This window comes from Curtobacterium citreum (genome assembly GCF_006715175.1).
Classification (GTDB): Bacteria; Actinomycetota; Actinomycetes; order Actinomycetales; family Microbacteriaceae; genus Curtobacterium; species Curtobacterium citreum.
The window spans coordinates 1,152,992-1,163,943 of the sequence record NZ_VFMQ01000001.1 but is presented as its reverse complement, the minus strand read 5'-3'; the positions used below and the strand labels follow the sequence as shown (position 1 = coordinate 1,163,943).

The 10,952-nt window shown below is 74.0% G+C and carries 10 protein-coding genes; 3 read left to right on the top strand and 7 right to left on the bottom strand.

Features of this window, described 5'->3' with window-relative positions:
* Together FB462_RS05630 and FB462_RS05625 are read left to right on the top strand one after the other, a co-directional pair.
* Complete coding sequence (locus FB462_RS05630) at positions 1-420, top strand: DUF3054 domain-containing protein (protein ID WP_114849003.1); 420 nt, start codon at positions 1-3, stop codon at positions 418-420.
* Positions 345-1,460, top strand: a complete 1,116-nt coding sequence (locus FB462_RS05625) for a LacI family DNA-binding transcriptional regulator (protein ID WP_114849002.1) — start codon at positions 345-347, stop codon at positions 1,458-1,460. The genes FB462_RS05630 and FB462_RS05625 overlap by 76 nt, the downstream gene beginning before the upstream one ends.
* A gap of 25 nt (positions 1,461-1,485) precedes the next feature.
* Here FB462_RS05625 and FB462_RS05620 read toward each other — a convergent pair whose 3' ends face one another.
* Entirely contained in the window at positions 1,486-2,136 is a 651-nt protein-coding gene (locus tag FB462_RS05620; protein ID WP_141860644.1) for a spermidine/putrescine ABC transporter substrate-binding protein, read from the bottom strand.
* A 489-nt stretch (positions 2,137-2,625) separates the two neighbouring features.
* A complete protein-coding gene (locus FB462_RS05615) occupies positions 2,626-3,570 on the bottom strand; it encodes a DUF3097 domain-containing protein (RefSeq protein ID WP_229666746.1) in 945 nt (314 codons plus the stop codon).
* Positions 3,571-3,664: 94 nt separating this feature from the next.
* On the opposite strand from FB462_RS05615, the gene FB462_RS05610 reads away from it, so the two are divergent.
* Positions 3,665-4,717 (top strand): zinc-dependent alcohol dehydrogenase family protein, encoded by a 1,053-nt coding sequence (locus FB462_RS05610; RefSeq protein ID WP_141860640.1) that lies wholly within the window; start codon positions 3,665-3,667, stop codon positions 4,715-4,717.
* A gap of 49 nt (positions 4,718-4,766) precedes the next feature.
* Here FB462_RS05610 and FB462_RS05605 read toward each other — a convergent pair whose 3' ends face one another.
* The 5 genes from FB462_RS05605 to gatC all read right to left on the bottom strand — a co-directional run bounded on the left by FB462_RS05605 (position 4,767) and on the right by gatC (position 10,061).
* Positions 4,767-5,489, bottom strand: coding sequence for a methyltransferase domain-containing protein (locus tag FB462_RS05605; protein ID WP_257222132.1), 723 nt, complete (start codon positions 5,487-5,489; stop codon positions 4,767-4,769).
* Complete coding sequence (locus FB462_RS05600) at positions 5,486-6,571, bottom strand: type III polyketide synthase (RefSeq protein WP_141860638.1); 1,086 nt, start codon at positions 6,569-6,571, stop codon at positions 5,486-5,488. Before FB462_RS05600 ends, FB462_RS05605 begins: the two co-directional genes overlap by 4 nt.
* 127 nt (positions 6,572-6,698) lie before the next feature.
* Positions 6,699-8,204 (bottom strand): Asp-tRNA(Asn)/Glu-tRNA(Gln) amidotransferase subunit GatB, encoded by a 1,506-nt coding sequence (gene gatB, locus FB462_RS05595; RefSeq protein ID WP_141860636.1) that lies wholly within the window; start codon positions 8,202-8,204, stop codon positions 6,699-6,701.
* Positions 8,204-9,751: an Asp-tRNA(Asn)/Glu-tRNA(Gln) amidotransferase subunit GatA gene (gatA, locus tag FB462_RS05590; protein ID WP_141860634.1), complete on the bottom strand. Its 1,548-nt coding sequence runs from the start codon at positions 9,749-9,751 to the stop codon at positions 8,204-8,206. The genes gatB and gatA overlap by 1 nt, the downstream gene beginning before the upstream one ends.
* Before the next feature lie 10 nt (positions 9,752-9,761).
* Positions 9,762-10,061 (bottom strand): Asp-tRNA(Asn)/Glu-tRNA(Gln) amidotransferase subunit GatC, encoded by a 300-nt coding sequence (gatC, locus tag FB462_RS05585; protein ID WP_058728900.1) that lies wholly within the window; start codon positions 10,059-10,061, stop codon positions 9,762-9,764.
* Positions 10,062-10,952 lie beyond the last annotated feature (891 nt).

Genomic DNA, 10,952 nt, shown 5'->3' with positions numbered 1-10,952 from the left:
ATGCACGCACGCACCCGTACCTGGACCGCTGCGGTCGTCGACGTCGTCCTGGTCGTCGCGTTCGCGACCATCGGGCGTTCGTCACACGGCGAGACCACCTCGGCCGCCGGCGTCTGGACGACCGCGTACCCGTTCCTCGCCGGGTGGCTCGTCGGCTTCCTCGTCGTCCGGGCCTGGCGTGCGCCGATGCGGGTGTGGCCCACGGGCGTGGTCGTCTGGGTGGCCACGGTCGTCGTCGGGCTGCTGCTCCGCGTGCTGACCGGTCAGGGGGACGTCTCCGGCGACCCCCTGCCGCTGTCGTTCGTGATCGTGGCGACGATCGTCCTCGCCGTGTTCGTGGTCGGATGGCGCGCCGTCGTGGCCGCGGTCACCGGCGCGCGTCGCTCGCGCCGGACCCGGCACCCCGCGGCGGGCAGGTGAGCGGCGAGGCCGACGGCGACCGGCGACCCCGGGGGCGCGGCGCGCAGCCGACGATCCTCGACGTGGCGGCCCGCGCGGGCGTCTCGAAGTCCGCGGTGTCCCGGGTCCTGTCCGGAACCGGTCGGTTCTCCGACGAGACCCGCGAGCGCGTCGAACGCGCCGCGGCCGAGCTCGGGTACGTCGCGAACGCCATGGCGCGGGGGCTCGTCAGTGGCCGCACGCACACCATCGGGATGCTCGTCCGTGACGCCTCGTCGATGGTCTACACCGCGCTGCACGCCGTGATGGAGCGGCGGGCCTCCGAGCTCGGCTACCGCGTCGTGACCACCACCGGGGTCGGACGCGTGCAGGACGAGAAGTCGGCGCTCGCCGCCCTGGTGTCGATGCGCGTCGACGGACTCGTGGTCTGCAGCGGCCTCATGCCCGCGGCGGAGATCGCCGAGTTCGCGCCCCGCATCGCGACCGTCGTCGCCGGTCGACCCGAGCTGCACCCGGCCCTGTCGAGCGTGTACTGCGACGAGACGCACGGCGGCGCGACGATCGCGGACGCCGTCGTCGCCGCGGGTCACCGGACCGCGGTCGTGCTCACCGTCCCGGTCGGCGACGCCCTGACCCAGCACGCCCGCACCCGCGCGATGGTCGAGCGGCTCCGGGAGCACGGGGTGCGCGCGGTCGACCTCGACGCGAGCTTCGTCCGACCGGTGTCCGACCTCGCTGCGGACGTCCAGGACGCCGTGCGCGAGTCCGGGGCAACGGCCGTGATGTGCCCGACCGACCGACTGATGCTCGAGCTCTGCGACGCCCTGTCCCGCCGCGGGATCCGTGTGCCGGAGGACCTCTCGGTGACCGGCTTCGACGGGGTCTTCCCGCTGGCGAACGACTGGATCGGCTTCACGACCCTCGAGCAGCCCATCGAGCGGATCGGCCGCGAGGCCATCGACCTCGTCGTCGGCCGCATCGACGACCCGTCCCGTCCGGTCGAGCACCGATCGCTCCGCGGCACCGTCATCCCGGGTCGGACGCTCCGCGCGGTGTCCTGACGATCGCCGCGCTGGTGCTCCCTGCTCAGAACAGGCCGTCGCGAGTGGCCTCCGGGCCGTCGAACCCGCGGAACATGTCCGACACGAGCGCCGCGATCTGCGGTTCCACCAGGCGCTCGACGGCCTCGGCGATCCGCGGCCGGTGCTCCACGAGCGCCAGGCACACCGCCGTCCCGGTCGCGCGGGCGCACTCGTCGGACAGCGCGATCTCGTGCCGGAGCGCGGCCTTCGCCTCCTCGGACAGGGGTTCGCGCGGGGCCTGCTCCGCCGCGCCCGTGCCGGTCAGCTCGCCGAGGGTGAACAGGAACGGCTCCCCCGCCGAGGGCTCCGGATCGACGTCCAGTCCCTGGAACTCGGGCGACAGTCCCTCGGTCGGCTGGTACCCCGCGTGCCGCTTCCGTGCCGCGGCCCGTTCGAGCTCGCGCTGCAGCAGCGGGAGGTTCTTCGCGGTGTAGTCGTCCACGGCGTCCTCGATGATCGTCGAGATCCGCCCGATCAGTGCGTGCTGCACGGCGTGCGGGACGTCCGGCCCGAAGCCCGCCGCACTCGCGATCGGGGACCCGGTGCACTTCCGGCAGATCCGGGTCCTCGGCCGTGCTGTGCCGATCTGCCACCGCGGCAGCCAGCGGAGCCACACGTCGACGGCGCCGCGTACACGCCCGTCGATGCCGTCCATCCCTCAACAGTAGGCCGCGACACGCCGTTCACCCCGGGACCGCGCGCGAGCGGGCGGAAACGGACCACACGTCCGCGTCCCGGCCGCCGATTCCGCCCGCTCGCGCACCCGCCCCGGCCCGGCAGCACCCGCCCCCGGCCCGGCACCCGCCTTGGCGAGCGGGCGGGAACGGACCACGCTTGTGGACGCCCGCCGCGGAATCCGCCCCCTCGCGCACGCGCGGACCGGCCCGACAGCGCCCGACCCGGCGAGCGGGCGGAAACGGACCACCTGTCCGGGCGCGGGCCGCGGATTCCGCCCGCTCGCGCACGCGCGTCCGACGCGGGAGCGCCCCCCCGGCGATTGGGCGGAAACGGATGGCTCAGCCGGACGCGACCCTCGGATCCCGCCCGATCGCGTGGGCGAGGCGGGCAGGCGGACAGGCCGCAACCGCCGGGAGGCACGTGGTGCGCCCGCCCCGCATCGGGAGCGCGCGGGTGGCCGGGTGGGTCAGGCCTTCGGCTCGGTGACGAAGTCGATGAGCTCCTCGACGCGTCCGAGCAACTGCGGCTCCAGGTCGGCGAAGGTCCGCACCTGCCCGAGGATCCGCTGCCAGGCACGGGCGACGTCGGCCTGCTCGTCCGCAGGCCAGCCGAGGTGCTGCAGGATCCCCTTCTTCCACTCGATCGAGCGCGGGATCGTCGGCCACTCGGTCAGCCCGAGCCGCGACGGCTTCACCGACTGCCAGACGTCCACGAACGGGTGCCCGACGACCAGGACGTGCGCGCCCCACTTCCCGCGCATCACGGCGTCGGCGAAACGGGACTCCTTCGACCCGGGGACGAGGTGGTCGACGAGCACGCCGACACGACGGTCGCGCGAGGGCCGGAACTCGTCGAGCACCTCGGCGAGGTTGTCGACGCCCTCCAGGTACTCGACCACGACGCCCTCGACGCGGAGGTCGGCGCCCCAGACCTTCTCGACGAGCTCGGCGTCGTGCCTGCCCTCGACCATGATCCGCGACGGGAGCGCCACCCGCGCGCGCTGCTGCTCGACCGCGAACGACCCGGACGCGGTGCGGAGGCGACCACCGTCGGACGCGTGCCGGACGGCGGGCGCTGCCCCGATCCTCCCGGCCGGGACAGCCGCACCACCTGTCGGACCGGCGGCCGGACGCGCACCCCCGGAGCGGCCGACCGGGGCCTGCGGGCGGCCGAGCGTGACGAGTTCGCCCTCGAGCAGGAACTGCCCGGTGAAGGGGAAGGCGCGGGTGCGCCCCTTCCAGTCCTCCAAGGAGACGTTGCCCGCCTCGAGGCCCACGACGGCGCCCGCCCAGCCGGAGTCCGGGTCCTCGAGCACCATGTCGCGCTCGAGCGGCACCTGCCGCACCTTCTTGACGCCCTGCGAGCGCCAGTCGCCCGAGAGCACGTCACTGCCGTACCGGTCGTCGTCCACCCGGGAAGCGTAGTGTCGACGGGTCCCGCAACGGCGCCGGCACCCTGGCGCGTCTCGGCACGCGCCGTGACCACCACCGATCGGAAGGCCCATCGTGCGCGCAACCGTCATCCACGCCCCCCGCGACATCCGCGTCGAGGAGCGTGACGCCCCCACCGTCATCGACCCCACCGACGCCGTCGTCAAGGTCACCGCCGCCTGTGTGTGCGGGTCGGACCTCTGGCCGTACCGTGGTGTCCGCGACACGACGGAGCCCCGTGCGATCGGGCACGAGTTCGTCGGTGTCGTCGAGTCCGTCGGCGACGCGGTCACCGGCCTGTCCGTCGGCGACTTCGTGATCGCACCGTTCACCACGAACGACGGCACCTGCCAGGCTTGTGCACACGGCATGACGAGCGGCTGCGACCACGGCTCGACCTTCGGCGTGACGCCGGACGCGTACGGTCACCCGCTGGGCGGCGCGCAGGCCGAGTACGTCCGCGTGCCGGACGCCGCCGCGACGCTCGTCGTCGTGCCGGGTCCCGTGGACGACGACCTCGTGCCCTCGCTGCTGACGCTGTCGGACGTCTTCTCGACCGGGCACCACGCGGCCGTCTCCGCCGGGGTCGGGCCGGGCAAGACCGTCGTGGTCGTCGGCGACGGCGCGGTCGGGCTGTCCGCCGTGCTCGCGGCCGCGCGCCTGGGTGCCGAGCGGATCATCGCGATGAGCCGGCACGCCGACCGTCAGGCCCTCGCGCGGGAGTTCGGCGCGACGGATGTCGTCGAGACCCGCGGCGACGAGGGCGTCGCGGCGGTGCGGGAGCTGCTCGGCGGGGACCTCGCGGACTGCGCCCTCGAGGCCGTGGGCACCGCGGAGAGCATGGACCAGGCGCTCCGGGTCGTCCGTCCCGGTGGTGCGGTGGGCTACGTGGGCGTCCCGGCGGGCGACCCCGAGCTGCCGATGCCGTTCCTGTTCGCGAAGAACATCACCGTCGGCGGCGGCATGGCCCCGGCGCGCGCGTACATCCCCGACCTGCTGCCCGACGTGCTGTCGCGGGCGATCGAGCCGGGCAAGGTGTTCGACCTCGAGCTGCCCCTCGAGCAGGCGGCCGAGGCGTACGCGGCGATGGACGAGCGGCGGGCGATCAAGGTGCTGCTGCGCCCGTAGCGCGCGGCTGGCGGCGCGCGCGGCGCACCCGGCGCGCGCGGGGCTCCCCTCAGGCGTCCCGCACCGCGAGCACCCGGTGCGGCGCCGCCCGCTCCGCCCGCCACCCCGCCGGCAGCACGTCCTGCAGCTCGGGCACGGTGAACGACCGCCGGATGGACCGCAGTCCGTCCACCCGCACGAACGTCCCGGCCGCCACGAGCGGCGACGCCACCGCGTACGCCCGGTAGGCCTGCCGCGACCGCCGGATGTCCGAGTGCAGCACCCGACTCGTCGCGAGCTGCTCCGAGTCCGCCAGGAACGCCGCTCGCGCCGGGTCGTCCAGGTGGTGCAGCACGTGGTTCGACACCACGACGTCGAAGCGCTCCCCCGCGGCCACGAGCTCGCCGCTCGACGCCTGTCGGAACGTCACGCCCCGCGGGGTGGAGCGGCGCGCCGACGCGATCGCCCGCTCGTCGGGGTCGATCCCGACGACCTCGACCGCGAACCCGTCGCTCCCCGCCCAGCGCACGAGCGCCCGGGCCAGGTCGCCCCCGCCGCACCCCAGGTCCAGGATCCGCGCGCGTCCCGAGGCGGGCAGCGCCGGCACGACGTGCGTCCGCCACGCCGCGCGCCACCCGCTGACCAGGGCGTTCACGACGGCGAACCGCCGGAAGGTCCGTTCCAAGGCGCGCGGGTCGCAGTCCGGGTCGTCCATCAGTTCGCGCAGGTCCGTCGCCCGGGCGCTCAGGTCCACGGCCTGGAGGCGCGGCTCCACTCCGGCACGTCCGCTCACGCCGGGACCGCCGTCAGTCGGGCGCTCTCCACCGTCAGCCCGGGGCCGAAGGCGACCGCCACGAGCGACGACCCGTCCGGCACACCCTGCTCGAGGGCGTCGCGGAGCACGAACAGCACCGTCGCGCTCGACATGTTGCCGTGGTCGCGGAGCACGTTCCGGCTCGACGCGACCGCCGCGTCCGGCAGCCCGAGCGACTCCTGCGCGCGGTCGACGATCGCCCGGCCACCGGGGTGCACGGCCCACACCGGCACGTCCGACGGGGTCTCGCCCTCGCCGAGCAGCCCCTGCACCGCGGCAGGCACGTGCACGCCGACGAGCTTCGGCACGGCCGTCGACAGGATCATCTCGAAGCCCTCGTCGCCGATGTTCCACGCCATCTCGGAGGCCCCCTCGGGGACCGTGGCGGTGGCGAAGCGCTCGATCCGGAGCCCGGGCCCGCCCTGCGTCACGACGACCGCGGCGGCCCCGTCCCCGAACACGCTGTTCGCGACGATCTGGTCTGGGTCGTCCGAGGCGCGGACGTGCAGCGTGCAGAGCTCCGCGCAGACGACGAGCACGACCGCGTCCGGGTCGGCCTCGGTGAACGCGGCGGCGATGCGGAGCGCCGGGAAGGCCGCGCAGCACCCCATGAAGCCGATGTGGTGCCGGAAGACCCCGGCGGGCAGTCCGAGCTGCGCGACGACGTCGATGTCCGGCCCGGGCTGGGTGAACCCCGTGCAGGACACCGTGACGAGGTGCGTCACCCGTGCGGGCTCGATCCCCGCGCGCTCGACGGCGTCCCGGGCTGCGGCGACGAACAGGGCCGGGGCGAGGTCCCGGTAGCGGTCGTTCCGCGTGCCCGTGGACGGCGAGACGAGTGCGCCGTCGTCCTGCCGGAAGGTGCCGCCGGGCCGCGCGCTGTCGAGTTCCTCGAGGACCGTGTGCCGGTGTGCGACGTCGGACCCGTCGAAGGCGGCCGGCACGAGTCGGCGGCCGAGCCTGCCGAGGTCGGGCTGGCCGGCGAACAGGTCCCGCACCGCCGCCTGGTCGAGGGTGGTGGTGGGGACGGCGGTCCCGACGGCGCGGATCGTTGCGGTCACGACCCATCCTGTCACCGGGTCGCTGACGCGTCCCCAGGATCGGTGACCGCACCGCAGACGGGCCGCGAGACGGACTGGAGGCACGTGGCGGACCCGCCACGTGCCTCCAGTCCGTCTGCTGGTCGCGCTACGACTGCTGCGCGCGCTCCAGGACCAGCTCGCGGACCCGGGCCGCGTCGGCCTGGCCCTTCATGGCCTTCATGACCGCGCCGATGATCGCGCCCGCGGCCTGGACCTTGCCGTCCTGGATCTTGGCGAGCACGTCCGGCTGGGCCGCGAGGGCCTCGTCGACGGCGGCGGTCAGGGCGGAGTCGTCGGAGACGACCTTGAGCCCACGCGACTCGACCACCTGGGCGGGCGAGCCCTCGCCGGCGATGACGCCCTCGAGCACCTGGCGTGCCAGGCGGTCGGTCAGGTCCCCGGACTCGACGAGCGCGATGGTCTCGGCGACGTGCTGCGGCGACACGAGGTCACCCGCGGCGGTCTCCTGCGTGTTCGCGACGCGGCTGATCTCGCCCGTCCACCACTTGCGGGCGGCCTGCGGCGACGCACCCGCGGCGACGGTGGCCTCGACCTCGTCCAGCAGGCCGCCGTTCACGACGTCCTGGAACTCGAGGTCGCTGAAGACCCATTCCCCCTTGAGGCGACGGCGACGGGCGACCGGGGCCTCCGGCAGGGACGCGCGGAGTTCCTCGATGACGGCGGGGTCCGGCACGACCGGCAGGAGGTCTGGCTCCGGGAAGTAGCGGTAGTCGTCGGCGTCGGACTTCGGTCGGCCGGCCGAGGTGCGGCCGGTGTCCTCGTGCCAGTGCCGGGTCTCCTGTGTGATCGTGCCGCCGGCGGCGAGGATCGCGGCCTGCCGCTGGATCTCGTAGCGGATCGCGCGCTCGACGGCGCGGAACGAGTTGACGTTCTTCGTCTCGGTGCGCGTGCCGAGCTTCTCCTGGCCCCACGGGCGCAGCGAGATGTTCGCGTCGCAGCGCAGGTTGCCGCGCTCCATGCGGGCCTCGGAGACGCCGAGCGCACGGACGAGGTCCCGGATGACCTGCACGTAGGCGGCACCGAGCTCGGGGGCACGGTCCTTCGCGCCGAAGATCGGCTTCGTGACGATCTCGACGAGCGGGACACCGGCGCGGTTGTAGTCGACGAGCGAGTACTCGGCGCCCTGGATGCGACCAGTGGCACCGCCGACGTGCGTCAGCTTGCCGGCGTCCTCCTCCATGTGGGCGCGCTCGATCGGTACGGTGAAGATCGTGCCGTCGGCCAGTTCGACCTCGACCTCGCCCTCGAACGCGATCGGCTCGTCGTACTGCGAGATCTGGTAGTTCTTCGGGTTGTCCGGGTAGTAGTAGTTCTTCCGGGCGAACCGCGAGGACTCGGCGATCGAGCAGCCGAGCGCAAGCCCGAGCTGGATCGAGTAGCGCACGGCCTGCTCGTTCACGACCGGCAGCGACCCCGGGAGCCCGAGGTCGACCGGCGTCACGTTCGTGTTCGGCTCGCCACCGAAGAAGTTCGGGGCGTCCGAGAACATCTTCGTCTTCGTCGCGAGCTCGACGTGGACCTCGAAGCCGAGCACCGGCTCGAAGCGCTCGAGCGCCTCGTCGAAGTCCATCAGCGCTTCCTTCTGCGCCATCAGATCACACCTTCCTGCGCAGCGGACTGCTGGTACGGGTCGAGGTCCGGGATGCTGTCGATGAGCGGGTGGCCCCACTGCTGCTCGAGCAGGCGCTCGAGGGCGGCGCCGTAGCGGTACAGGCGGGCGTCCTCGCGCTGCGGGGCCATCAGCTGCACGCCGGTCGGCAGCGAGTCCTCGGGCGCGAGGCCGTTCGGGATGCTCATGCCGGGCACGCCGGCGAGGTTCGCCGGGATCGTCGTGAGGTCGTTGAGGTACATCGACAGCGGGTCGTCGAGCCGCTCCCCCAGGGGGAAGGCGGTCGTCGGGGCCGACGGGCTGATGAGCAGGTCGACCTGCTCGAACGCGGCCGCGAAGTCGCGCTGCACCAGGGTGCGGACCTTCTGCGCGGAGCCGTAGTACGCGTCGTAGTAGCCCGCGCTCAGGGCGTACGTGCCGAGGATGATGCGGCGCTTGACCTCCGGGCCGAAGCCGGCCTCGCGCGTGGCGGCCATGACGTCCTCGACGGTCGCGCCGTTCTCGGGCGTGACGCGCAGGCCGAAGCGCACGGAGTCGAACTTCGCGAGGTTCGACGACGCCTCGGCCGGCAGGATCAGGTAGTAGGCGCTGATCGCGTACGCGAAGCTCGGGGCGTCGACCTCGACGACCTGGGCACCGGCGGTCTCGAGGATCGCCACGGTCTCCTGGAAGCGCTGGGTGACGCCGGCCTGGAAGCCCTCGCCACCGGCGAGCTCCTTCACGACGCCGACCTTGAGCCCGCGGAGCGTGTCCGCCTGCAGGCCCTCGCGCGCGGCGGCGGCCATCGACGGCCAGGCGTCCGGGATGGACGTGGAGTCCTTCGGGTCGTGTCCGCCGATGACGTCGTGCAGGAGCGCGGCGTCGAGGACCGTCCGCGACACCGGGCCGATCTGGTCGAGGCTCGACGCCAGCGCGATCGCGCCGTAGCGGCTGACCCCGCCGTACGTCGGCTTCACGCCAACCGTGCCCGTGACGGCGCCCGGCTGACGGATCGACCCGCCGGTGTCGGAGCCCAGGGCGAACGGTGCCTCGTGCGCGGCGACCGCGGCGGCCGAACCACCGCCGGACCCGCCGGGGATCCGGTCGAGGTCCCACGGGTTGTGTGTCGGACCGTAGGCCGAGAACTCGGTGGTCGAGCCCATCGCGAACTCGTCCATGTTCGTCTTGCCGAGCGGCACGAGGCCGGCGGCGCGGAGCTTGGCGACCGGGGTGGCGTCGTAGGGCGGCCGCCAGCCCTCGAGGATCTTCGAACCCGAGGTCGTCGGCATGTCCTGCGTGCACAGGACGTCCTTGATCGCGATCGGCACGCCCGCGAGGGCACCGAGGTCGTCCCCGGCCGCTCGGCGCGAGTCGATCGACTTCGCGACGGCGAGGGCGTTCTCGTTGACGTGCAGGAACGCGTGGACGTCCCCGTCGACGGCCGCGATGCGGTCGAGGTGGGCCTGGGTGGCCTCGACGCTCGAGACGTCGCGCGCCACGAGGGCGTCGGCGAGCGCCGCGGCGCTGAGCTTGGTGATGTCGTCGGTCATCTTCTGTCGCCTACTGTTCTTCGCCGAGGATCGCCGTCACCCGGAACCGTTCGCCGTCGGAGTCGGGGGCACCGGACAGCGCCTGCTCCTGGGTCAGCGTCTGCCCCACCACGTCGGGTCGGGTGACGTTGCCGAGCGGCACGGGGTGGCTCGTCGCGGGGACGTCGTCGGTCGCGACCTCGGCGACCTTGGCGACGCTCTCGACGATGTGCGACAGCTCCCCGGTCAGCTTCTCGATCTCGTCGGGCGTGAGTGCGATGCGGGCGAGGTTCGCCAGGTGCGCGACCTGCTCGCTCGTGATGTCAGGCATGGTGCTCCGTCGATCGGTTCGTGGGATGCGCACCAGTCTATTGGCCGGTCCCGACGCGCGGGTCCCGCTCCGGTTCCGGGCCCGTTCCCACCCCGCCCCGGTTCCCGTTCCCGTTCCCGTTCCCGTTCCGCGAGCGGGCGGTATCCGCGACCACCCCGCCAGGTGAAGGGCCGTTTCCGCCCGCTCGCCGCCTCCCGTCCACACGGATCCCGCCGCCCGCGGTCGCGACGCCACCCCGCCACCGCGAGCGGGCGGTATCCGCGACCACCCCGCCAGGTGAAGGGCCGTTTCCGCCCGCTCGCCGCCTCCCATCCGCACGAACCGCGTCCCCGCGGTCCCAACCCCGCTCCGCCACCGCGAGCGGGCGGTATCCGCGACCACCTCGCCAGGCGACGCGCCCTTTCCGCCCGCTCGCCGCCTCCCGTCCGCACGGACCCCGCCGCCCGCGGTCGCGACGCCGCCCCGCCACCGCGAGCGGGCGGTATCCGCGACCACCCCGCCAGGCGACGCGCCCTTTCCGCCCGCTCGCCGCCTCGCTACACGCGAGTGGGCGCTTCCCGCTCGCCGCCCGGAGCGCGCACCGCACGGAACGCTCGCTCGCGGTCGCGAGCATCGCCCCGTCACGGCCTGGAGGCACGGCCCCGGTCCGCCGCGCGGGCCCGGTCCCGCGGCGCGCAGCCGACCCCGGAACCCGAGCGGGCGGAATCGTCGCGCCACTCCCGCGGGACACCGCGTACTTCGCCCGCTCGCCGCCACGTGCCTCGCGCCACACACAGCCGCACCGCACGCCACGCGCCGCCGCACCGCGCGCCGCACGCCGCACGCCGCACGCGGCCTGCGCACACAGCGGAGGCGCGGCGCCGACCCACCGAGCCGGCACCGCGCCTCCTG

Bases quoted from the DNA above. Each gene is read 5' to 3' on its own strand.
- FB462_RS05630 (WP_114849003.1), top strand. From the start codon at position 1: ATGCACGCACGCACCCGTACCTGGACCGCTGCGGTCGTCGACGTCGTC.
- FB462_RS05625 (WP_114849002.1), top strand. From the start codon at position 345: ATGGCGCGCCGTCGTGGCCGCGGTCACCGGCGCGCGTCGCTCGCGCCG.
- FB462_RS05620 (WP_141860644.1), bottom strand. From the start codon at position 2,136: ATGGACGGCATCGACGGGCGTGTACGCGGCGCCGTCGACGTGTGGCTC.
- gatB (WP_141860636.1), bottom strand. From the start codon at position 8,204: ATGGCGCAGAAGGAAGCGCTGATGGACTTCGACGAGGCGCTCGAGCGC.
- gatA (WP_141860634.1), bottom strand. From the start codon at position 9,751: ATGACCGACGACATCACCAAGCTCAGCGCCGCGGCGCTCGCCGACGCC.
- gatC (WP_058728900.1), bottom strand. From the start codon at position 10,061: ATGCCTGACATCACGAGCGAGCAGGTCGCGCACCTGGCGAACCTCGCC.